At 56.7% G+C, this 22,385-nt stretch carries 24 protein-coding genes; 15 read left to right on the plus strand and 9 right to left on the minus strand.

The genetic code is table 11. The features are described 5' to 3' along the window. Nucleotides 1–408 (plus strand): MAPEG family protein, encoded by a 408-nt coding sequence (locus hmeg3_RS04100; RefSeq protein ID WP_094562603.1) that lies wholly within the window; start codon nucleotides 1–3, stop codon nucleotides 406–408. A 107-nt stretch (nucleotides 409–515) separates the two neighbouring features. On the opposite strand, the gene hmeg3_RS04105 is transcribed toward hmeg3_RS04100, so the two are convergent. Both hmeg3_RS04105 and hmeg3_RS04110 read right to left on the minus strand, forming a co-directional pair. Then, complete coding sequence (locus hmeg3_RS04105; RefSeq protein ID WP_232511863.1) at nucleotides 516–836, minus strand: helix-turn-helix transcriptional regulator; 321 nt, start codon at nucleotides 834–836, stop codon at nucleotides 516–518. A gap of 143 nt (nucleotides 837–979) precedes the next feature. Continuing rightward, nucleotides 980–1,744, minus strand: coding sequence for an SDR family NAD(P)-dependent oxidoreductase (locus hmeg3_RS04110; RefSeq protein ID WP_094562604.1), 765 nt, complete (start codon nucleotides 1,742–1,744; stop codon nucleotides 980–982). A 191-nt stretch (nucleotides 1,745–1,935) separates the two neighbouring features. On the opposite strand from hmeg3_RS04110, the gene hmeg3_RS04115 reads away from it, so the two are divergent. The 6 genes from hmeg3_RS04115 to hmeg3_RS04140 all read left to right on the plus strand — a co-directional run bounded on the left by hmeg3_RS04115 (nucleotide 1,936) and on the right by hmeg3_RS04140 (nucleotide 6,904). Continuing rightward, nucleotides 1,936–2,850, plus strand: coding sequence for a LysR family transcriptional regulator (locus hmeg3_RS04115; RefSeq protein WP_094562605.1), 915 nt, complete (start codon nucleotides 1,936–1,938; stop codon nucleotides 2,848–2,850). Between the two features lie 317 nt (nucleotides 2,851–3,167). Beyond that, entirely contained in the window at nucleotides 3,168–3,800 is a 633-nt protein-coding gene (locus hmeg3_RS04120; protein WP_094562606.1) for a glutathione S-transferase family protein, read from the plus strand. A gap of 11 nt (nucleotides 3,801–3,811) precedes the next feature. Next, nucleotides 3,812–4,750, plus strand: a complete 939-nt coding sequence (locus tag hmeg3_RS04125) for a crotonase/enoyl-CoA hydratase family protein (protein ID WP_094566127.1) — start codon at nucleotides 3,812–3,814, stop codon at nucleotides 4,748–4,750. 118 nt (nucleotides 4,751–4,868) lie between these two features. After that, nucleotides 4,869–5,504, plus strand: a complete 636-nt coding sequence (locus hmeg3_RS04130) for a hypothetical protein (protein ID WP_094566128.1) — start codon at nucleotides 4,869–4,871, stop codon at nucleotides 5,502–5,504. Nucleotides 5,505–5,516: 12 nt separating this feature from the next. Continuing rightward, nucleotides 5,517–6,131, plus strand: coding sequence for a cytochrome b/b6 domain-containing protein (locus hmeg3_RS04135; RefSeq protein WP_094562607.1), 615 nt, complete (start codon nucleotides 5,517–5,519; stop codon nucleotides 6,129–6,131). Beyond that, on the plus strand, nucleotides 6,128–6,904 hold the full coding sequence (locus hmeg3_RS04140) for a molybdopterin-dependent oxidoreductase (RefSeq protein WP_094562608.1): 777 nt from the start codon (nucleotides 6,128–6,130) through the stop codon (nucleotides 6,902–6,904). Before hmeg3_RS04135 ends, hmeg3_RS04140 begins: the two co-directional genes overlap by 4 nt. A 46-nt stretch (nucleotides 6,905–6,950) precedes the next feature. On the opposite strand, the gene hmeg3_RS04145 is transcribed toward hmeg3_RS04140, so the two are convergent. The 6 genes from hmeg3_RS04145 to hmeg3_RS04170 form a co-directional block, all read right to left on the minus strand. Then, nucleotides 6,951–7,172, minus strand: coding sequence for a hypothetical protein (locus tag hmeg3_RS04145; protein ID WP_094562609.1), 222 nt, complete (start codon nucleotides 7,170–7,172; stop codon nucleotides 6,951–6,953). Nucleotides 7,173–7,223: 51 nt separating this feature from the next. Further along, entirely contained in the window at nucleotides 7,224–8,657 is a 1,434-nt protein-coding gene (locus hmeg3_RS04150) for an efflux transporter outer membrane subunit (RefSeq protein ID WP_094562610.1), read from the minus strand. A 10-nt stretch (nucleotides 8,658–8,667) separates the two neighbouring features. Beyond that, nucleotides 8,668–11,769, minus strand: a complete 3,102-nt coding sequence (locus tag hmeg3_RS04155; protein WP_094562611.1) for an efflux RND transporter permease subunit — start codon at nucleotides 11,767–11,769, stop codon at nucleotides 8,668–8,670. After that, nucleotides 11,766–12,869, minus strand: coding sequence for an efflux RND transporter periplasmic adaptor subunit (locus hmeg3_RS04160; RefSeq protein ID WP_094562612.1), 1,104 nt, complete (start codon nucleotides 12,867–12,869; stop codon nucleotides 11,766–11,768). The genes hmeg3_RS04155 and hmeg3_RS04160 overlap by 4 nt, the downstream gene beginning before the upstream one ends. 110 nt (nucleotides 12,870–12,979) lie before the next feature. Beyond that, complete coding sequence (locus hmeg3_RS04165) at nucleotides 12,980–13,402, minus strand: MarR family winged helix-turn-helix transcriptional regulator (RefSeq protein WP_094562613.1); 423 nt, start codon at nucleotides 13,400–13,402, stop codon at nucleotides 12,980–12,982. A gap of 291 nt (nucleotides 13,403–13,693) precedes the next feature. Continuing rightward, nucleotides 13,694–14,308 carry a TetR/AcrR family transcriptional regulator gene (locus hmeg3_RS04170; RefSeq protein ID WP_094562614.1) on the minus strand — a complete coding sequence of 205 codons (615 nt, stop codon included), beginning with the start codon at nucleotides 14,306–14,308 and terminating at the stop codon, nucleotides 13,694–13,696. Between the two features lie 237 nt (nucleotides 14,309–14,545). On the opposite strand from hmeg3_RS04170, the gene hmeg3_RS04175 reads away from it, so the two are divergent. From hmeg3_RS04175 to hmeg3_RS04210, 8 genes are read left to right on the plus strand one after another with little or no spacing between them, the layout of a single operon-like run. Next, nucleotides 14,546–15,829 carry an NAD(P)/FAD-dependent oxidoreductase gene (locus hmeg3_RS04175; protein WP_094562615.1) on the plus strand — a complete coding sequence of 428 codons (1,284 nt, stop codon included), beginning with the start codon at nucleotides 14,546–14,548 and terminating at the stop codon, nucleotides 15,827–15,829. Continuing rightward, nucleotides 15,808–16,647, plus strand: coding sequence for a DUF1365 domain-containing protein (locus hmeg3_RS04180; RefSeq protein WP_094562616.1), 840 nt, complete (start codon nucleotides 15,808–15,810; stop codon nucleotides 16,645–16,647). Before hmeg3_RS04175 ends, hmeg3_RS04180 begins: the two co-directional genes overlap by 22 nt. Nucleotides 16,648–16,658: 11 nt before the next feature. After that, the gene (locus hmeg3_RS04185; RefSeq protein WP_094562617.1) at nucleotides 16,659–17,879 is read left to right on the plus strand and encodes a cyclopropane-fatty-acyl-phospholipid synthase family protein; all 1,221 of its coding nucleotides are present in this window, start codon (nucleotides 16,659–16,661) and stop codon (nucleotides 17,877–17,879) included. Then, nucleotides 17,848–18,429: a chalcone isomerase family protein gene (locus hmeg3_RS04190; RefSeq protein ID WP_094562618.1), complete on the plus strand. Its 582-nt coding sequence runs from the start codon at nucleotides 17,848–17,850 to the stop codon at nucleotides 18,427–18,429. The genes hmeg3_RS04185 and hmeg3_RS04190 overlap by 32 nt, the downstream gene beginning before the upstream one ends. After that, nucleotides 18,426–19,727 carry an MFS transporter gene (locus hmeg3_RS04195; protein WP_232511865.1) on the plus strand — a complete coding sequence of 434 codons (1,302 nt, stop codon included), beginning with the start codon at nucleotides 18,426–18,428 and terminating at the stop codon, nucleotides 19,725–19,727. Before hmeg3_RS04190 ends, hmeg3_RS04195 begins: the two co-directional genes overlap by 4 nt. Beyond that, nucleotides 19,724–20,248 carry a DUF3833 domain-containing protein gene (locus hmeg3_RS04200; protein ID WP_094562619.1) on the plus strand — a complete coding sequence of 175 codons (525 nt, stop codon included), beginning with the start codon at nucleotides 19,724–19,726 and terminating at the stop codon, nucleotides 20,246–20,248. Before hmeg3_RS04195 ends, hmeg3_RS04200 begins: the two co-directional genes overlap by 4 nt. 28 nt (nucleotides 20,249–20,276) lie before the next feature. Beyond that, the gene (locus hmeg3_RS04205; RefSeq protein ID WP_232511866.1) at nucleotides 20,277–21,059 is read left to right on the plus strand and encodes an SDR family NAD(P)-dependent oxidoreductase; all 783 of its coding nucleotides are present in this window, start codon (nucleotides 20,277–20,279) and stop codon (nucleotides 21,057–21,059) included. After that, complete coding sequence (locus hmeg3_RS04210) at nucleotides 21,056–21,496, plus strand: nuclear transport factor 2 family protein (protein ID WP_094562620.1); 441 nt, start codon at nucleotides 21,056–21,058, stop codon at nucleotides 21,494–21,496. The genes hmeg3_RS04205 and hmeg3_RS04210 overlap by 4 nt, the downstream gene beginning before the upstream one ends. Here the strand turns inward: hmeg3_RS04210 and hmeg3_RS04215 are convergent. Beyond that, nucleotides 21,493–22,380, minus strand: coding sequence for a phosphate/phosphite/phosphonate ABC transporter substrate-binding protein (locus hmeg3_RS04215; RefSeq protein ID WP_369828878.1), 888 nt, complete (start codon nucleotides 22,378–22,380; stop codon nucleotides 21,493–21,495). The genes hmeg3_RS04210 and hmeg3_RS04215 overlap by 4 nt on opposite strands. Between the last annotated feature and the right edge of the window lie 5 nt (nucleotides 22,381–22,385).

Genomic DNA, 22,385 nt, shown 5'->3' on the forward strand with positions numbered 1-22,385 from the left:
ATGAAACTTACCTCCGAACTCTACTATCTGACATTAATATCTCTCATGACGGCCGTGATGTGGATGCCTTATACGGTCGCAAGAATCCTGACCAGAGGCCTGCGTCTGTCATTGGCCAATCCCGATCCATCGCATCCGCCGGATCCCGCCTGGGCGCAACGGGCACAGCGCGCACACGCCAACGCAATCGAGAATCTTGCCGTCTTCGCGCCCTTGGTGTTGATCGCAGCGGCTATGGGGATAAGTACGCCATCGACCGTTTTCGCGGCCAAACTCTATTTGTTCGCAAGGTTGGTGCACTACTGTGTCTATGCCGCGGGAATTCCTGCTGCCAGAACCTTGGCCTTTGTCACTGGATCAGGCGCAACATTGGTGTTTGCGTTTGTCATTCTGGGATTCATTGCGTAGCTCCATCGACGGCAAGTGCTGGAGTCGAGTGCTTGCCGTCAATGCTCCGATACCAATCTCATTGCGATTATCGTTGCCGGACATGCCATTTTGGGGGGCGAAATTTTCTACCAGGCTGGAAACTCTTTCAATCCCAGTAGACAGTTTTTAACCAGAAAATCGATCACTTGACCCATCGTTTCAGACACTGCCGAATAATAAATAGAGGTTCCCTCCCGACGAGGAGAGATCAGGCATGCCCGTGACATTTCTTTAAGATGAAATGAAAGGCTGGACGGCGCAATCTTCAACTGATCGGAGATATCACCAGCGGAAAGTCCGCTTGTCCCTGCTGCTACTAGCACCTGAAAAATGGCAAGCCGCGATTTATGCGCAATCGCGATCAAAGCCACCATCGTGGTGTCCGTATTCATATTGTGGTTCGTCATGATCAATCAGAAGAGCGAAAAAATTCCTGGGCGCTGTATAACAAGCTAACCATCTGGCAAGCCGACAAGCGCGCATGTCATTTATCCAAAGAGAAGGCGCCGTATTCCCTGGGGTATACGGCGCCGTGGCAGAACAGACGAACTTACGCGTTCCAGCCGCCGTCGACGGTCAGATTTTCACCGTTGATAAACGAAGAATCAGGGCGAACCAGGAAGGCAATGGCTGCTGCAATTTCTTCTGGTTTGCCAAAACGTCCAACGCTGGTCAGCTTCTTCATCACATCAGCACCAGGTGCATCTTCAGGGCTTAGTTCCGTGTTGATGGGGCCTGGCTGCACGCCATTGACCGTAACGCCTGTACTGCCGAGTTCACGTGACAGACCTCGAGTGAAGCCGTGCAGCGCAAATTTCGTTGCGATGTACATGGTTACGCCGGCCAAAGGTGCGGCCTCGCCAAATGCAGAACTAATGTTGACGATGCGACCCGAACTGGCTTTCACCATGCGCTTGGCAATCAGTTTGGTCAGTTCGATCGGGGAGCGTACATTCAGGTTGAAATGCTTATCGTAGGATTCGTCAGACGATTCCAGAAACGGGCCAAACTCCACCACACCCGCATTGTTGACCAGGATATCGATACGACCACCGAATTCGCCACCAAAGACTTTGTCGATCGCTGCGTTGAGCGTTTTGACACCTTCAGGCGAGCTCAGGTCAGCGCCGACAGCTTCGGCCCGGCCGCCGACCTTTTTGATTTCATCGACGACGGCTTTGGCGCGATCAGGGCTGGCCGCATAGTTCACGATGACGGAAGCGCCATCGGCAGCCAGACGAATGGCTGTCGCCGCACCAATACCGCGAGAGGATCCTGTTACCAGTGCAAGTTTGTTTTCGAGTGGTTTAGACATGTGATTACCTTTAAGTGAGAGAGTAAGTGCCGACGCCGAACGCGTCGTGGCTCAAACAAGGTAATGGCGAGACATGATCTGCGGTAGACAAGAAAAATGCATACTGACTATTCCAAAATGGAATGGCATGATGCAGAATCGGTGTCGGATAATGTCGATATCGGAATTTCCCTCGCTACGAAGAGAAAGTTATGGGACGACTTGTTGCCATGGAAGTATTTGTACGGGTGATAGAAACCGGCACTTTTTCTGGTGCGGCCCGTCAGTTGCGTATTGGTCAGCCTGCGGTTTCAAAAATCATCGCGCAACTGGAAGAGCGACTCGGCGTGCATTTGCTTTTGCGTTCGAATCGGGGACTGACGCCGACATTGGCCGGACAGAATTTTTATGAGCGGGCCAAGCGCGTCGTGGAAGATGCCAACGAGGCTGAACTGGTTGCGCGTGGCACAGGTACTGCGCTCTCTGGCCGGTTGAGAGTGTGTGCAACCGTATCGTTTGCGAGGCTGCATATCATCCCGCATTTGCCTGCTTTTCTCGCGCAGCATCCGGAGTTGGACATCGAAGTGGTCATGGATGACCGTGCCGTCGACCTGGTCGAGGAAGGCATCGACATCGCGCTGCGGATGGGGCCACTCAGTGACTCCACATTGACTGCGCGCAAGATCGGTCAGTGCAAACGATTGGTACTCGGCACCCCGGCGTATTTCAGCCGGGCGGGAATTCCACTGACGCCTGCCGATCTTGTCACGCATCAGGCCATTGTGTTGGTGCAACCGGCGTTGACATCGGTATGGAACTTCAAACAGGGAACAACCGAAACATCCGTCACGGCGCAAGGCCGTGTAAGAGTCACTGCAGGAGAAGGTGTTCGTGCTGCCGTGCTGGCAGACATCGGATTGTCCGTGACTTCAGAATGGCTATTTGCGGCGGAGTTAAAAGAGGGCGTCGTTGTGCCTGTTCTTCAAGACTGGGAATTGGTGCCATTGGATCTCTGGTCGATTTTTCCTACCGGAAGACGTGCAACCGCAAAGGCCAGAGTCTTTGCTGCCTTTGTTGAAGAGCTGGTTTCGAACGGGAAAATTATCACCACCCAATTTGCAGGATAAAACGCAGAAGTTCCCAGCAACGACCATTCGCCGCATCGTGTCAGTTGACGAAGCGATCGCGGACCATTGCGATGCCGTAGTGGGGATGGATATCGCATAGGACAAATCATTCGAGCGGTTATTCCGATCAGGAATTATCACTATCACTTCCAGCTATCTTCTTAATCTGAACATTTTTCGCCAAGATGACGGCTTGTTCATCGTCGGCGACATTGCAGCCCTGCTTGTGTTCCGTCTTCTTATTCATCAACGAATTTGCAATAGACGCGCCAATCGCACTAAACGCAATTCGGTTTTTCTACCATCAGGAAATCATCATGCTGGAAGTTTATGCATTTGCAACACCCAACAGTGTGCGCATCCCCATCGCCCTTGAAGAGCTGGGTCTGCCCTATGAACTGAAATCTGTGAACGTCCGAAAGGGCGAACAAAAAACAGAGGTATTTCTCGCACTGAATCCAAATTCAAAGGTGCCGGTACTTGTGGACTCCGAAGGTCCGGATGGAAGAACATTCGTTCTGACAGAATCTGGCGCAATCCTGATTTATCTTGCGGAAAAAAGCGGCAAGCTTTTACCTGCGCATGGTGCAGGACGTTATCGCGTGTTTGAGCAGATTCTCTTTCACGGTACCGGCATTGGTCCCTCCTTTGGGCAAGCGGGATACTTTCAGCGCCAGGCTCCCGAAGCGGTTCCTTTTGCGATTGCGCGTTTTCGCAACGAGGCGGCACGCACGATGGGCGTGTTGGATGGCGTTCTGGGAAGCTCTTCGTATGTTGCCGGAGACGAATACACAATTGCGGATATCGCCCATTTTGGCTGGATGTGGCGTCGCGAATTCGCAAATGTGGAGTTCACAGATACGCCCAATATCGCACGTTGGTATGAGCAAATGATGGCGAGACCGGCCGTGATCCGAGCAATCGAACGTGTGACTGCCCTCGCAGAATGAGCGGGCATCCTATGCGTTCAATCAATCGTCGTCAGTTGTTTCAGGCGGGCGCCGCTATAGGCGTCAGTGCCGCGCTCTCCACATTTTCGAAATCTGTACGCGCCGCCGATCCTGTGTCTCAGGAATCGGTTCTCGGAATCCGGCTGATGGATACTGCGAATGACCCGCATGCTCTCCTGACGATTGAGCGCCGTGGTGAAATTGTACTGTTGGGCTTAAACCGTCCAACGCAGCAGAACAGAATTGATCCATCTGTCTACGCTTTGCTGTCGAAAGCGTATTTCCAGTTTGAACATGATGCATCGTTACGGGTAGCCGTGTTATTCGGACACGGCGATCACTTCTGTCAAGGCATAGATGTTGAAGCCTTCGCCGCCGAAATGGGGAAAGGAGCCGATCAGTCAGCTAAGTCCGGCACGATTGAGCCCTGGGGCAGAACCCGGCCGCGACTGAGCAAGCCGGTCGTCGTCGTCGCTCATGGGAATACATGGAATGTTGGCCATGAACTTTTTCTTGCTTGCGATATCCGGATCGCGGCAGAAGGAACTCACTTTGCGCAGACGGAAAACGTCCATGCGCGTATGCCGGCCGGTGGAGCCACGATCCGTTTCGTTCGTGAAGCGGGTTGGGCTCAGGCGATGCGCTATCTGCTGACGGGTGACGGGTGGACTGCTCATGAGGCGCAGGGCATGGGAACGGTGCAAGAGCTTGCTCCGAGCCCGGAAGCAGCATTGCAACTTGCTGTCAAAATGGCAAGCAAGATCGCAGCATGTGCACCGCTGTCTATCAAGAATACACTCGCATCGGCGCATCTGGCGATCGATGAAAGTGAGCAAAAAGCCTTTGCGCAATTACCGTTGCAGCGGGCTGCTTTGTACGCAACCGAGGACTTTAAAGAAGCCTTGACGGCGGAAAAGGAGCATAGAGTGCCGAAATATCGTGGCCGGTGAGGCGTAACGCAGCGCGTGTTAAAAAATCGAAACTGACAATTTTGTCATTTAAATGTCATGCAGATGTCTTCTCCCTCTGCGCAGAATGATCCTCTCCCCACTGTCCGGTATCGAATCCATGAACGCTCCCATTCAGAAGCTTATTCGTAACACCGTTGTCTCGGCCATTCTCGCAAGTGGCTTCATCGGCTCTGCTGTCCTCGCGCAGACGCCAAAGGCGCCGGCTTTGATCGGTATCCGTGGCGCCATCGTCTCCGTCAGCGGCGACAAGCTGGTCGTCAAAAGCAATCGTGGCGCGGAGCAGTCCGTTGCGCTCGACAAAGACACGCGGGTAGCCGCAATCTCCATCGCGAAGATCGAGGACATCAAACCTGGCAGCTATATCGGCACGGCCGCGATTCCGCAACCCGATGGCTCGCAGAAGGCGCTTGAAGTGCATGTGTTCCCTCCTGCCATGGCCGGTACCGGCGACGGCCACCGGCCTTTTGACCTCGCGCCCAACAGCACCATGACCAACGGTACCGTCGGCGATATGGTCGCCAGCAACGGCCGTACGCTCACTCTGAAATACAAGGGTGGCGAAAAGAAGATCATCGTTCCCGAAGACGTACCTATCGTCAATATTGAAGCCGGCGAGCGCTCCATGCTGGTCGCAGGTGCCAAGATCGTGCTGCGCGCCCGCAAGAATCCGGATGAAAGCCTGACGGCCGTCTCGGTCAGCGTGGGCAAGAACGGCATCACGCCGCCGATGTAAAAAGGTTCGCCAATGCCCAAGAAGATTCTTCTCCATCCGCTGGCTGTTCGCATTGCCCATTGGATCAATGCTTTGGCCATCGGCGTCATGCTGATGAGCGGCTGGGCCATTTACAACGCTTCGCCGATTTTTGGTTTCAGATTTCCTGTCTGGGCGACGTTGGGCGGATGGTTGGGCGGCGCTATTGCATGGCATTTCGCAGCAATGTGGCTGGTGGTGGTCAATGGCTTTTTCTATCTGATTTATGGCGTGGCCAGCGGCCATTTTCGCCGGCATTTCTTGCCCTTGCGTGCGCGCGATGTGGTGTCTGATGCGTCTCAAGCCTTACGTTTTCGGTTGCCTCATCAGCCAGGCATCTATAACGCCGTGCAAAAACTGTTGTACTGGGGTGTGATGTTCCTCGGTGTCATCGTTGTGCTGTCCGGATTGTCGATCTGGAAGCCGGTGCAGTTGGACTGGCTAAGCGACTTGTTCGGCGGGTTTGATTTCTCGCGCAAGGTACATTTCGCCGCCATGGCCGGCATCGCTGCGTTTGTCGTGGTGCATCTGTTGTTGGTCGCCATCGTCCCGAAAACTTTATTGCCCATGGTGACAGGGCGGGGAAATGCGAAAGAGAGTGCATCATGAGTGAGCAAGACGAAACACCTGTCCGCAAGCCGGAGAAAATCAAGCTGGCAGATCACCGCACTGCGCTGGTCAACGTCGAGCGGCGACTTGTGTTGCGCTCGGCACTATCGCTAGGAGCGTTGTCGATGCTTGCCGGTTGCGATCTGCAAGACAATGACAGCGTCGATAAAGTACTGTGGTCCATGTCACGTTGGAACGACCGGGTGCAGGCTCTTCTGTTCCGAGGAGACAAGCTTGCGCCAAGCTATGCGGCGAGCCAGATCACCAACCCATTTCCTTTCAACGCCTTTTATGATGAGGTCAATGCACCGGACATCGATGTCAGCGATTGGCGTCTTGAAGTGTCGGGTTTGGTGCGAGACAAGCAGCCGTGGACAATCGAACGCTTGCGCGCATTGCCTCAGGCCGAGCAGATTACCAGGCACATTTGTATTGAAGGCTGGAGCGCAATCGGGCAATGGTCGGGTGTCCCTTTGAAACAATTCCTTCAAGCCGTCGGTGCTGACACGTCCGCGAAGTACGTCGGTTTCAAATGTGCAGACCGTTATTACTCCAGCCTGGACATGCCGACGGCACTGCATCCTCAGACGATTCTGGCGCTGGACTTTCGCAAGGAACCGCTGCCGACGTCCTACGGTTTTCCGCTCAAGGTGCGCGTACCGACCAAGCTCGGATTCAAGAATCCCAAGCACGTCGTGGCCATCTACGTGACCAATCAAAATCCGGGTGGATATTGGGAAGATCAGGGCTACAACTGGTTCAGCGGTGTTTGATTTAATTGTGGGACTGATCTCCGCTCAGAGTCAGCACGTGTCGGTATCACGGATGTTCATCAATCACCTGTAACTCACCGTCGTCTCTGTCCGCCCGGTCGCCGATGAGCAAGAGAAGCCGCTGAAGATAGCGGACGTCTTCTTGCTCACTTTTCTCTTCTTCATATTCCATCAGCGCCAGATGCTTTCGGATCATCCAGCATGCCCATAGCATGAGCATGTCGAGAAAAATGAGGCCGACGCCGGCAAAACTTATTTCGTATTCCATGACGGGCCTCACCTTCTGTTTAGTTGCGATGCAAATGCCGGAGAACCGGTATCAAGGCGTCGGTGCTTTCCAGCCGCCACCAAGTACCTTGTAGAGCGTGATCCGGTTTTGCAGCTCGGCGAGTTGCACCTGGATGGATTGCTGCTGCACAGAGAACAAGGAGCGCTGCGCATCCAGATATTCCAGATAGCTGGAATAACCCGCTTCGTAGCGGCTCTTGGCAAAGCCGTAGCGGGCGGTCTCGGCGTTTTCCTGTGCCTTCACGGAACTGACTTCTTCCGCCAGCGTGGTGCGCCCGGCCAGCGCATCGGCAACTTCACGGAAAGCAACTTGCACCGTTTTGTCGTACTGGGCGATGGCGATCTTCTTGTCGGTTTCCGCGACTTTCAGATTGGCGACATTTCTCCCGCCTTCAAAGATCGGAATGGAAATTTGCGGGATGAATGCCCACGAGCGCGAACCGGAATCGAAGAGTCCCGACAGCTCGTTGCTTGCAGATCCAAAGTTTCCCGTCAGCGAAATACGTGGGAAGAAAGCCGCCCGCGCCGCGCCGATGTTGGCGTTCTGAGCGCGCAGGATGGCTTCCTGCTGGAGAATGTCCGGTCGGCCGGTAATGAGTTCCGACGGCAGCCCTGTTGGCAGATCCGGCAAGCTGCGCACACCGGAGGTCGAGCCCGATGCACCGATGCCGGACGGCAGCGGTTGGCCCACCAGTACCGTCAACGCATTTTCATCCTGCGCTTTACGTCGCTCTTGCTGCGCACGCGCTGCCCTGGCCGCTTCAAAAAGAGACTCCGATTGCCTGAGATCGTATTCGGAGCTGGCGCCTTCGGCATACAGCTTCTTCTGGCGGTCATAGGAGTCTGCACGGCTGGCCAGCGTCTGTTCGGTAAGGTGCAACAGGCGCTGGTCCGCCACCAGTGTTTCGTAGGTGATGGCGACCGCGGCAATCAGGCTGATCTGAGCGCTGCGCTGTGCCTGCTCGGTGGCGAGATAGCGTTGCAGCGCAGCTTCGCTCAGGTTTCTGACGCGGCCGAACAGATCGATTTCAAAGGCGGCCATGCCGACACCGGCGAAGTAGCTGGTGTTGATACCGGTCTTGCCGGTCGGATTGACATCTGCCGGCAGGCGTTGGCGCGAACCGTTGCCGACGGCCGCGATGTTGGGCACTTGATCGGCCGTCTGGATGTTGTACATCGCCCGCGCACGTTCGATGTTGAGCGTGGCCATGCGCAGGTCGCGGTTGTTGTCCAGTGCGGTCGCGATCAGCGATTTCAGCTGTGGATCCTGAAAGAAGTCGTTCCAGGAAATGGATGCCGCACGTGGCGCATTGGCTTGTTCATCGGCATTGCCGCCCGCATTCCAGTGCGCGGCAACCGGCAGTGCCGGCTGCTCATAAGATGGTGCCAGAGAACAAGCGGACAACAATGCGCTGATCACGGAGATGCCGGCCAGTGTCCGCAGGGATGAGAAAGTCGTTTTCATTTTCTTTTCCTCAGATAGGAGAGTGGCTGATCGCAACCGACGCTGCTGGTGCCGCAGGCGTCGTCGGACGCTTCACCTTGAACCAGATGGCATACAGCGCCGGCAGGAACAGCAGCGTGAGCACGGTACCGACACCGACGCCGCCGATGAGTACGTAAGCGAGCGGGCCCCAGAAAGCAGAGTGGGTCAGTGGAATGAACGCCAGCATTGCCGCCACTGCCGTCAGGATGACCGGGCGTGCACGTCGCACGGTCGACTCAATGACAGCTTGATACGGCGTCAGTCCGGATTGCAGATCGCTGCGAATCTGATCAACAAGGATCAGCGTGTTGCGGATCAGGATGCCGGCCAGACCGATCAGGCCGAGGATGGCGTTGAAGCCGAACGGCTGGTTAAAGATCAGCAGCGTCGGCACTGCGCCGACCAGACCCAGTGGCGCAGTAGCGAACACCATCCACATCGTCGCGAAGGAACGTACCTGGAACATGATCACGGCCAGCATCAGGATGATCATCAGCGGGAACATCGCCGCCAGCGCAACGTCGGCCTTGGCGCTTTCTTCCACCGAACCGCCGGTGTCGATGTGATAGCCGGCTGGCAAGGCGGCCTTGAGCGTCTCAAGTTTCGGCAGCAGCGCATGCGTGACATCCGGTGGCTGAACACCGTCACGCACATCGCCTTGAACCGCAATATAGAGTTCGCGGTTGTAGCGTTTCAGCACCGCATCTTCCACATTGGCCGACAGCTTGCTGACTTGCGACAGCGGAATGGCGACGCCATCTTGCGTAGTTAGTGTCAGGTTGCCAATGTCAGCCAGGCTCTTGCGGTCATGCTTCACGCCGCGGACGATGACGTCCACCACACGCAGGCCTTCGCGGACTTGTGTTGTTGAGGCACCGTTCAGCATGGTCTGCAATTGCAAGGCGGCATCCTTCGGATTGAGACCGACCTGGCGCAAGCGTTCCTGATCCAGATCGAGGCGCATCGTCGGCGTTCTGTCGCCCCAGTCCAGATGTACGTCGCGCATGTTCGGATTGGCTTGCATCACGTCCCTGACCTTGAAGGCAATGTCGCGTGCGGTGTTGAGGTCAGGACCGACCACGCGGAACAGCACAGGGAAAGGCACCGGCGGGCCAAACAGGAACTGGCTGACGCGTACGCGTGCATTGGCAAACTTGCCGTTCTCGATCATCTTGCTGACCTTGATCTTGAGGGCGTCACGGTCTTTGGAATTGTCGGTGAGGACAATCAGCTGGCCGAATGCCGGGTTGGGCAACTCAGGATTGACCGAGAGGAAGAAGCGCGGTGCGCCCTGGCCGATGTAGCTCGAGACGATCTTGGCTTCCGGTTCCTTGCGCAATGCCTCTTCGATCGTCTTGATGGTGGCGTCGGTGGTGCTGAAGGCGCTGCCCGGCGGCAGGTTGACTTCAATGGTCAGCTCGGGACGTTCGGAGTTGGGGAAGAACTGCTTCTGCACAAAGCCCATGCCAAAGATCGACAAGGCAAACATGCCGATCGTGATGGCCGCGGTAATCCACTTGCGGTCGACGCACCAGCGCACCAGTGCACGGAAGCGTTGATAGTTTTTGGTCGAATAGATGGCATCCTGGCCGCCGGCATGCACTGGGATATTCGGCAGCATCTTGACGCCGAGATAAGGGATGAACAGTACCGCCACGAACCACGAAGTGATGAGCGAAAAAGCGACGACCCAGAAGATGTTACCGGCATATTCACCCGCGGTGGAACGGGCGAAACCGACCGGCAAGAAGCCGATGATGGTCACCAGCGTGCCGGAAGCCATGGGCGCGGCGGTGGCGCCCCAGGCGAAGGTGGCGGCCGAGATGCGGTCCATGCCTTCTTCCATCTTCACCACCATCATTTCAATCGCAATGATGGCGTCATCGACCAGCAAGCCTAGCGAGAGGATGAGCGCGCCCAGGGTAATACGGTCGAAGTCGCGGCCGGTCGCCATCATGATGAGGAAGACGGCAGAGAGCGTCAGCGGCACCGCAGCCGCGACGACGATACCGACGCGAAAACCCAGTGTCAGCAGACTCACCACAATCACCACAGCCAGTGCCATGACGAACTTGATCATGAATTCATCGATCGCTGCTTCAATCGCTTCCGCCTGATCCGATACCTTGGTCAGCGCCATGCCCAGCGGTAGCGACTTTTGGATGTTTTCCCGTTCTGCTGCCAGCGACTTGCCCAGTGTCAGACCGTTGAAGCCTTTTTTCATGACGACCGCCAGCATCAACGAGGGCTCGCCTTGGGTGCGGATCAGGAAGGATTTAGGATCCTCGTAGCCGCGCTTGATATCGGCGATGTCGCCCAGCTTGAAGCTGCGGCCGCCGGCGGCGATCGGGATCGCCTTGACGACGTCGATGTTGTCGATGGCGCCATCCAGTCGCAGGTAGACACGTGGACCGGCGGTTTCGATGAAGCCCGATGGCGTGACGTCGTTCTGACGATTCAGCGCGTCGAAAATTGTCTGCGCCTTTACGCCCAATGTCGCCAGGCGTTGGTGGGAGATTTCAACGAAGATTTTTTGCTGTTGTTCGCCGAGAATGTTGATCTTCTGTACACCGTTGACATGCAGCAAGCGTTGGCGCAGGTTTTCTGCTTCGGCGACCAGTGTTCGGTGCGGCAGGCCCGGTGCGTTGAGTGCCAGCAGGCTGAAGTAAACGTCAGCGTATTCATCATTGATGACCGGGCCGATGACGCCGCGTGGAAGATTGATGACTTCGTCTCCCAGCTTCTTGCGGACCTGATAGAACTGTTCCGGCACGAGTTCAGGTGGAGTGGAGTCCTTGAAGAACAGCTTCATCGTGATCAGCCCGGGGCGGGCTGCGGTTTCAACCCGGTCGTAGTACTCGAGTTCCTGCAGGCGCTTTTCCAGGCGATCGCCGACTTGCTGTTGCATTTCCTTTGCTGTCGCGCCCGGCCACAGCGCGGTGACGGTCATGATTTTCACTGTGAAGCTGGGATCTTCTGCACGTCCCAGTTTGAAAAAGGCAAAGACACCGGCCACCGCAATCGCGATGATCAGGAACAGCGTTACTGCGCGTTCCCTCACGCCAAAGGCGGAAAGGTTAAAGCCGCTCATGATGCACCGCCGGCTTCGGTAGCAGATACGAGAGAAACCTTGTCGCCGGCCTTGAGCAGATGCACGCCGTAAGCGACGATGACATCGCCGGCTTTCAAGCCTGCACTGATCGTTGCGAACTCTTCACCCAACTGAGAGACCGTGACGGGGACGAGCCTGACGGTCTGGCTTTGTTTTTCGATCATCCAGACGCTGGCGCCATGTCCCTTGTCGATTAAGGCGCCTACGGGAACCTGTGTTTGTGAGGAGGCCGCATCGCCGGTGAGTCTGACGGTGACCGTTGCCCCGAGCGGTGCCTGCTCGCCCTTGCCGGACAAGACATAGCGCGCCTGATAAGTGCGGGTCAGCGGGTCGGCCATGGCAGACAGTTCGCGCAATTTGGCCGAGAATTTTTCGCTGTCGTCGGTATAGAGATTGGCCGTGGCCTGGCGGCGCGCCTGATTCAGCGCATTTTCAGGAATGCTCACCACGGCTTCGCGAGCGCCTTTTTGCGCGAGTCGCACAATGGTTTGTCCGGCATTGACGACTTGTCCGGCATCGGCAAGCACGTCCATGACGACGCCGTCGGCATCGGCGCGCAGCATGGAGTAGTCGGCTTGATGTTCAACCTGATTGGCGCGGGCGCGTTCTGCGTCGAGTTGTGCTTTGGAAGAGTCGGCAAGTGCCTTGCTTTGTTCGTAGGCTTGTTTGGAGACCGCGCCCGAGCTCAGCAGATTGCGCAGGCGAACTTCGTCCGCGCGCGCCTGAACATCGCGTGCCTCGGCAGCGATCACGGCGGCGCGTGCGGCATTTTGCGCCAGGGTGTAGTCGATGGCATCGAGCTTGAACAGCGGCTGCCCGCGTTTTACGTTCTGACCGGGATCGACCAGTCTTTCCACGATCTTGCCCGGCACCCGGAAACCCAGATTGCTTTCCGTACGCGCATGTACCACGCCGGTGTAGCTGGCAGAATCGTGCTCTGCGGTTCGGACGGTAAAGGATGCGACCTTCGGTGTGACGGATGGCGTCGGTGCCGGCTTGCTGCACGCCGTCAGTGCTGTCAGTGCGGCAAGAGCAGCACCGGACAGTGCGACTCTCAGGTATTTCTTGTTCAAGCCCATGATAACCCCCTCGTTAAAATATAGTTAAAACATATTGTGCATATGCACTATTTGGGTTTTAAAAATAGCGAGGAATGAGCCTCGCTACGAAAAAATAAACTCTCTAAAAATCAGCGCTGTGTAATCGCCATCAGCTCGTGCCGCAACATCCTGGCGCGTTCTTCGCCGACCATGGATTCATATTCCTTCTGCGCTGCATCCCAGTGTGGGAGCGCATCGCGATACTTCTGTGTGCCGGACTTCGATAAATACAAGGTGATCTTCTTGGATCCAGGCTCCGACTTCTGAAGCACATATCCGTCCCGGTTCAAGGGCTGGATGGCGCGGACAAGGCTGGTTCTCTCCATCACAACCGCTTTCGCCAGCTCCGTCATGGTGATGCCGGGCAGATTGTCAATCACTGCAAAAATCGTCACTTGCGAGCTGGTGACATTGACTGCCGCCAGATGACGCTCATAGAGCTGCGTGACAAACCGCGCAGCTTGTTTGGTCGCGAATAAATTGCAATCCACAAGTTTTGGAATAGTGTCCATGGATTGAACCTTATCATGTGCATATGCACTCGTCAAGAAATTTGACGGGATAAATTTGACGGAAAGTGAGCAGGAGTGGCTGGTATGCCCTTTAGTGCGAGATCAGATTGTGTCTCATGGGACGACTTCGTTGCTGTATGAGAGGGGTGTCACACACCGATTGATGAGCACAGGCACGTATTTGACGTCGGATGTTGCGGCGCATGCAGGGTTGCCTGCCTGCATGCGTTATTCATTGTTGAGTGGAGCCAGTGCGTATCAGCGAGCGGAGCCCATCGCGTTCAGACAGGCTCATGCCGCAGGCGCAAAGCCATCAAATGAGACCTGCAGCATGTGGCGCACGATATCGTCGCTCTTCATCTTGCTGAACTGCTGCAAATACTCTACCGCCGGGTCGCAGGTGCGCGCATAGTAGCTGAACAGGATGACATCGCTCGGCAGAGAGTTGTTGAGTTCACCGTTCTTTTGTGCGGCCAGTACCAGCTTCTCAATCTGGCCGTTGAGCTTGAGTACACGCGTGACGTACTTGAGATTGCGCATCAGCATCTCGCGCACATGTGCGCTGGTTGACGGCAGGAAAGGCAGGCCTCCATCCAGGCGCACACGCAAGGCCCATTCCAGCAAGGTCATCAGTTTTCCCTTGGGCGTCAAATTCTCATCGAGTTGTGCCAGATAGTCGACGGCGCCATCAATCAGGCGGATCAATGCCTCGCCGACCAACTCTTCCTTCGATTTGAAATGTTTGTACAGGCTCGGCTTGGAAATACCGACCGCCCCCGCGACATCGTCCATCGTCATCAAGTCATAACCCTTGCTGCCCAGCACGGAGGTCGCAGCATCCAGGATTGCATTCTCGCGCAGCTTGAAGGCCTGGTCCTTGAAGCTTAGTTTGCCAAAGATACTCATTGGTAGCTTTCGTTACTAATTAGTAGATTTTATTTTATATTGGTAGTAATCTTAGCACCGAAGCGGCAAAATCGACAGAAAATTGATGGCAAATCGATAGCAACCCGGCAGTAACTCAGAGCAATGCAGAGCAACGCAAAGCAATAACTGACCGACTGTGAAGCCAAAAAAAGAATCAACCGCAGAGACAACAGATGCACTTATGCGCGGACAGCGCTTACCCTGGGATGGCAGACAATGACGCAACAACGGCAAAAAATAGCGGTAATCGGAGCGGGCATCTCAGGCCTGGCCAGCGCCTATTTTCTTGCGCGAGCACACGACGTTGTCCTGTTCGAAGCGGGCTCCTACGCGGGCGGGCACACCAACACGGTGGATATCACGCTCGAAGGCAAAACCTTTCCGGTCGACACCGGATTCCTGGTGTTCAATGAAGCAACGTATCCCAACCTGATCGCCTTGCTGGACGAACTTGCCGTTGCCAGCTACGCGACGGACATGTCGTTTGGCGTGTCCATCGACGATGGCCGATTTGAATGGGCCGGCACGAATCTGGATACCGTCTTCGCGCAGCGCGGGCGATTGATGTCGCCTTCCTTTTTAGGCATGCTGAAAGATATCTTGCGGTTCAATCGAGCGGCGCAGAGCAATCTGAAGGCTAGTCTTGCGACGCCGATGACATTGGGAAAGTTGCTGGCTGTCGGCGGTTATGGCGCCATGTTTCGCGATGCCTATCTGTTACCCATGGCTGCGGCGATCTGGTCGAGTTCTCCCGCTGACATCCTGCAATTTCCGGCAAGTACTTTTCTGCGGTTTTGCCTCAATCACGGTCTGCTGCAAATCGCCAATCGCCCCAAGTGGCGAACGGTGCAAGGCGGCGCGCGCGAGTACGTGAAGAAGATTCTCCTCACCTTGCCCGAGGTTCGTCTTCATAGCTGCGTTCAACAGGTATTCAAGCGCGGTAAAACACTCTGCGTGCGCACGGAGAAAGGTGAAGAGGAATATGACGCCGTCGTCTTCGCTACGCACGCCCCACAAACCTTGCGCATGCTGGCCGATGCGACCTTTGAAGAGCGACGCTTGCTCAGCGCCGCGCGCTATCAGGCCAATACCGCCTACTTGCATACAGACCTTCAGTTGATGCCGCGTCAACGCAAGGTATGGTCTTCCTGGAATTATCTGGGTGGCGTCTCAGCCGGCGGCCAGCGTTCCGTATGCGTGAGCTACTGGCTCAATCAATTGCAGGCGCTGCCATGCCGCACAGATGTGATGGTGACGCTCAACCCCACTACACCGCCGGCTGCAGGGAGCGTGATCGCGGAGTTCGACTACGAACATCCGGTATTTGACCAAGCGGCGATCTCTGCCCAGCAAATGCTTAAGGATATGCAAGGTAAGCGCGGTATCTGGTTTGCCGGTGCATGGACCGGTTATGGATTTCATGAAGACGGCCTGAAGTCGGCTTTGCGCGTGGCCGCTGATTTCAATGTCGCTCCTGCATGGGCCAAGGTGACGACGTGAACATGCCGGCGTATCTGATCCGGGGTCAGGTCATGCATGAACGCGTGCGTCCCGTGCATCATCGCTTTGTGTACCCGGTGTTTTGTCTTCGCTTGAATCTGGCACGCCTGCGTGAAACCGGTAATTTCTGGTTCGGTGTAAATCGATTTCGTCTGATGTCGTTGCGTACGCGCGACTATGGTCCGCGTGATGGCAGTGACCTGGACAGCTGGATGCGGGCGCAACTCAAGGCTGCCGATTTACCGCACGACGGCGAGATCTGGTTACAAACATTTCCACGCCTGTTCGGGTTCGTGTTCAATCCGGTGAGCTTCTGGTATTGCCATGACAGCAGCGGTGCGCTGCGGGCGGTGATGGCCGAGGTCAACAATACCTTCGGCGAAACGCATCGGTATTTATTGGCTGAACACAGCGGCAAGGAAATCACTGCCGATTCCCGTCTTGTATGCGCCAAGGCCATGCATGTCTCCCCGTTTTGCGAGGTCAGGGGCAGCTACCGTTTTCGGTTTCGCGACACGAATCTGACGACGCTGGTCGGCATCGACTATCACGATGCACCTGCATCCGGAAATACAAAAGTGGAGAAAGACGGTGTCTTGATGCATACCACCGTCGGGGGCCGCTTACAGGCGCTGACTGCGCGCACGGCTTTGCGTGCCTTGCTGACGCAGCCGCTGCTGACCTTCGGCATCGTCGCAAAAATTCACTGGCAAGCCTGGAAGCTTTGGCGTAAGCGCGTGCCGTTCTTTCGCAAACCTGATCGTGCAACGGATAGCGCGGCCGCGACCGCCAATTTCAAGAAGGAGATTTCATCGTGAACCAGTCCGAGATGAACCATTCGTCCGGAGCGTCCGCTACGGCGTCGCCCCCAACCGGCGCACCGCCTGCGACACGCCTGTTTCTGCGTCTGCTCAATTGCCTGGCTCACGGGCATCTGCAACTGACGACGCCGCATGGCAACACGCTGACTTTCGGCGACTTGCATCAGCCGCCGAGCGCGCAAATCCACATCAACGACTGGCGAGCCTGCGCGCGCATCCTGCAAGCCGGCGACATCGGCTTTGCTGAAAGCTATGCCGCGGGATGGATCGACACGCCGGATCTGGCCGCGCTGCTGCGCCTGTGCCTGCGCAATCAGGCTGAGCTGGATCGCGTGATGTTCGGTGGCAAGCTGGTCGGACTGTGGTACCGCCTGCGTCACTGGATGCGTTCCAACACACGCGAGGGCAGCCGCAAGAATATCCATGCGCACTACGACATCGGCAATGATTTCTATCGACTGTGGCTGGACAACAGTTGGACCTACTCAAGTGCGATCTTCGCCGGCGACCATGCGCAAAGCCTGGAAGCAGCGCAAGCGCGCAAGTATCAACGTATCGTCGATCAACTGGGGCTGAAAGCCGGTGATCGCGTGCTCGAGATCGGTTGTGGTTGGGGCGGTTTCGCCGAACACGCGGCGCAGCAGGGTATCCACGTACACGGCGTGACGATCTCGCCGTCGCAACTGCAGATTGCACAACAGCGCGTCGCCGGACGCGGGCTCGGCCAGCTCGCAACATTGGAATTGTGCGACTACCGTGATCTCGGCGGCAGTTATGACGCGGTGGTCTCGATCGAAATGTTCGAGGCCGTCGGCGAACGCTACTGGCCGGAGTATTTTAATACCGTTTCGGCACGGCTCAAGCGCGGCGGCAAAGCGCTGATTCAGTCGATCACGATTGCCGAGCAGTATTTTGAGCGCTACCGCAGCAGCTCGGATTTCATCCGTCAATACATTTTCCCCGGAGGCATGCTGCCGAGTCCGGAACGTTTCTGCGATAAAGCGTCCAAGGCCGGTCTTGTGACGCTGGATCAGTATCGCTTCGGTGCCGATTATGCTGAAACGCTGCGGCGCTGGAACAGCGCCTTCCAGCAGCAGCGCGAGGCAGTCACCGCGCAAGGATTCGACGAGCGCTTCATGCGTTTGTGGCAGTTGTATTTCGCCTATTGTGAAGTCGGCTTCGATGAGGAGCGTACTGATGTCATCCAGTTCCTGCTGCGGAAAGACTAAGAAGGCAAGATATGCGCATGTGCTGCGCGTCTCGGTTGGAGTCTGCTGCCTGCTGGCCGGACTGTCGCTGACGCAATTCGCCGCCGCAGCAGGATGGCGCGCGGATGTGCCGCAGGCGCGTCTGCAGGGCGAGGCCGACTTTCGCTGGTTCGGGTTCAAGGTTTATCACGCGGCGTTATGGAGCACAGGCGCATCCTTCGATCCGGCTCAGCCATTTGCGCTGGAGTTGACTTATCAGCGCAGTATCGGCCGCGCGCGCATTGCCCGCACCAGCATCGACGAAATACGCCGTCTGTTTGGCGATCGTTACAGCGAGCAGCAATTGCAGCGCTGGGAAGCCGAGATGAATGCCGCTTTCACCGATGTGGAAGAAGGTGATCAGCTCACGGGTGTGTATCTGCCCGGCATCGGTTGCCGTTTCTACAACAGCAAACAATTGCTGGCAGAAGTGCGTGATGTCGAATTTGCACAGGCATTTTTTGCCATCTGGCTTGATCCGCGCAGCAGGGATGCGCAGCTGCGTCGACGCTTGCTTGGCGCATCGCCATGAGCGGCACAATGCGTGGCGCCAACCGCCTGAGTTATGCGGCATACGGCTTGCTGGGTTTGCCGCTGGCGATGTCGGCGTTGCCGATTTACATACAGGCGCCGGCCTATTACACCGGTCATCTTGGACTGGCGTTGGCAGGTACTGGTTGGGTGCTGTTTCTCTCGCGCCTGGTCGACACGCTGCAGGATCCGTGGCTGGGACGCTGCATTGATCGTCTGCATGGCATGCGTCTGAAGGTGTGGCTGATGGCTGCGGCGCTATTGCTGGCGCTGGCGTTCTTTGGACTGTGGTTGCCGCCGACAGCGGTGCGCGGCTCGTCCGCCGTTTTGCTGGCTTGGCTCGGGGCGATGCTGATTGTGACTTATACGGCGCACAGCATGCTTAACATTGCTTACCTCGCATGGGGGGCGCGGTTGTCGCAACGTGACGAGGGCTTGCTTGGTGCCTCGGCGCTGCGTGAGTTGGCCGGGCTGGCCGGTGCTGTGGTCGCCAGCGTTGCGCCCGTTTATATCTTCGCCGGGGGTGGTTCGGTGGAATCACCGCTGAGTATGTATGCGCTCGGATTTGCGATCTGCCTGGCCATCGCATTGGCGGCACTGCTGTTGCTAGCGCCACCGTGGAACAGGGAAGGCGATGTCACGCTCGGATGGCGTGAGGTGTTGACGCGGATGCAATCGAACCGAAGCTTTCGCCGCTTGCTGCTGCCGTATTTCTTCAATGCAGTTTCGGTGGCGATTCCGGCCACGCTGGCGCTGTTTTTCATTAACGACCGCTTGCAGGCATCGCAATACGCCGGCGCTTTTCTGGCGTTGTACTTTCTGTCGACGGCCTTCGGCCTGCCGCTCTGGGTAGCGCTTGCAAAACGATTGGGTGTGCTGCAAGCGTGGCGTTTGGGCATGCTGCTGGCGATTGTGGCATTCGGCGGAGCGGCGTTGCTGCAGGCCGGTGATGTCTGGCTGTACGCAAGCATCTGTATCGCCGCCGGCCTGGCGCTCGGTGCTGACCTGGCTCTGCCGCCCGTATTGCTTGCCGGCGTGATCGGCAAGAACGAAAGTCCGGCGGCTTACTACGGCGTGTGGACTTTGCTGGCCAAGCTGGCGCTGGCGGTCTCGGGTCTTGCTTTACCGCTGTTGGCGGTGCTCGGTTACCAGCCAGGCATGGGTGGCATTGGTGGCATCACTGCGCTGGGCTGGGTATATGCCGCTGTGCCTTGCCTTTTCAAATTGCTCGCGTTGCTGCTGCTGAGGTCGATGCCGACTTTCGCACCGGATCATTCTTTGCTGGAGACCCCGTCATGAAATCCCTTGTCACGCTTTTATTTGTTGCTTTACTGGCTGCCTGTTCCTCGCCGGATGTATCGCGCTATGCCGCGAATCAGCCGGTGTTCGATCCGGCACATTTTTTTCTCGGCAAGACTGACGCATGGGGCATGTTTCAGAAGCGTGGAGGCGAAGTGGTCAAACGCTTTCATGTGGAAATCACCGGCAGCAATCGCGACGGCAAACTGATTCTCGACGAACGTTTTCGTTACGACGACGGCACCACCCAGCAACGGGTATGGACGCTGGTGCGTCAAGCTGACGGCAGCTGGCGCGGTACAGCCGGGGACGTTGTAGGAGAGGCCGTCGGCGAGGCGGCGGGCAATGCGCTGAACTGGCGCTACACCTTGCTGTTGCCCGTCGACGGCAAGACCTATGAAATGACAATGGACGATTGGATGTACCAGATGGACGACCGCACCATGATCAATCGGACTGCCATGAGCAAGTTCGGATTTGAAGTCGGACAGGTGACGCTGTTCTTTCGCAAGCGGGACTAACGTAGCAAATGGAGTACGGAGAATCATCATGTTCGGTCCAATGAATACCCCGGTAGGCAGCTGGAAAGGCAAGCGCATCTGGCTTATCGGCGCCTCCAGCGGCATCGGTGCTGCGTTGGCGAAACAGGCGCTGGCGATGGGTGCCAAAGTAGCCTTGTCGGCACGCCGGCTCGATGCCCTGGAGGAGGTTGCCGGCGTGGCGAGCAATGCGTTGATCGTGCCGTTCGATGTGCTCGATCATGCGGCATGGCGTACCCGTCACGCGGAGATCTGCGCTGCATTTGGCGGCGTCGATCTGCTGTTGTTCTGCGCTGCCGACTACCGTCCGGAACGTAGCTGGGAAGTCAGCGACGACGTGGCGGAACAGACCTTGAAGACCAACCTCGTCAGCGTTTACTCCGCCTTGTCCAGCGTGCTGCCTGCTATGCTGGCAGAAGGCAGTGGCGGCATCGCGCTGGTCGCCAGCGTGGCCGGCTACATGGGCTTGCCCAACGCCAGCGTCTACGGTCCCGGCAAGGCGGCATTGATCAATCTGGCGGAGATTCTCTACAGCGACCTCCATGCCAAAGGACTCAGCGTCTACCTGATCAATCCCGGCTTCGTCAAAACCGGGCTTACCGCCAAGAACGACTTCGCCATGCCTGGTTTGCAGACACCGGACGCTGCCGCGGAAAAGATCTGGAAAGGCATCGCCGAAGGCAAGTTCGAGATCCACTTTCCTTACCACTTTACGCGTATCCTCAAGCTGATTCAGATGTTGCCTTATCGTTGGCGCTTTGCGCTGTTTCAACGCTTTCTCCGCCCCACATGACAACAACTGCTCAGACCAAAGAACGACTCGATTTGCTGATGGACTGGTATTGCACGCTGACGCGACAGAGCGTGCGCCACATCGGCCAATTTTATGCCCCGGAGGTGTGCTTCAAGGATCCCTTCAACGACGTGCAGGGTGTTCCCGCGATGATGGCCATTTACGAGCACATGTTCGATACCACCGATGACCCGCGGTTTGTCATTGATGATCGCGTAGTTGACGGCGATCAGGCCTTTATCACCTGGGCATTTCAGTTTGGACTCAAGGGCAAGCCATATGTGATTATCGGTAGCACGCATCTGAAGTTCAACGCCGACGGACTGGTCGTCCTGCACCGTGATTACTGGGATGCTGCCGAAGAGCTTCTGCAAAAGCTGCCCGTGGTCGGAGGATTGATTCGTTGGTTATGCAGCCTCTTTAAAACGCAGATCTAGGGAAGATCGCGAATGATGTTGTAGTTCTTGTCCATGGCAGGAACGAATTCCTGGGCATGAATGGCGCTCAGCGTGCTTTGCACGTTGGCGCTTTTTTTATTGAAAAACACCGCGCGGATCTTCTTCTTGATATCGTCGCACAGCTGCCCCCGATAGACGAAGGGATCAAAAGGAATCGGCGCCGATTTCCACAGCACGCGGATATCGGAGCGTTTGACCTTACCCGCGGCGATCAGTGATCCGAGATTGGCGCTGGCGATAAAGGCCGCGTCAACTTCTTTGTTCAATACTGCGGTGACCGACTGTTCATGGTTGCCGGAGTAGCCAATGCGCGAGAAATACTTATCCAGCGATGTGCCGAGCTGGCGTGAGAAGACGTGCAATGGAATCAGCGCGCCGGAGGTGCTGTCAGGATCCGCCAGCGCAAGGCGCTTTCCTTTCAATCCGGAGATCGAGGTGATTGGTCCGTGTTGACGGACGATCAGCATGGAGTAATACGCAGCAGTGCTGCCGTCGCTGAAGCCGTCGGCCATGCGCAGCAAGGTGGCGAACGGCGTAATTTGCGGGTCGTTCTTGCGCGCAGAAACATACGTCGCAGGGCCAAGGCGGGCGACGTCCAGCGCACCTGCCAACAAACCTTCCGTCACCGCGCCGTAAGAGGCCGGGGTGATGATTTCCACGGGCATGCGCAAGGCGCGCTCCAGATCGTCGAACAATGGCTTCATGGCTGCGCCGTCGTCCTGCAACTCACCTTGAGGGACAAATGCCATGCGCAGTCGCGCAGGGCGTTCACATTCAGCTGCTGCCGCTGCAGTCGTGCTGGAGATGACGGCGATGGACGCGATTGCGAACGATATCGCGGCTGCGGAAAACAGTCGCAGCAACCTGC

The organism is Herbaspirillum sp. meg3 (genome assembly GCF_002257565.1).
Lineage (GTDB): Bacteria > Pseudomonadota > Gammaproteobacteria > Burkholderiales > Burkholderiaceae_D > Herbaspirillum.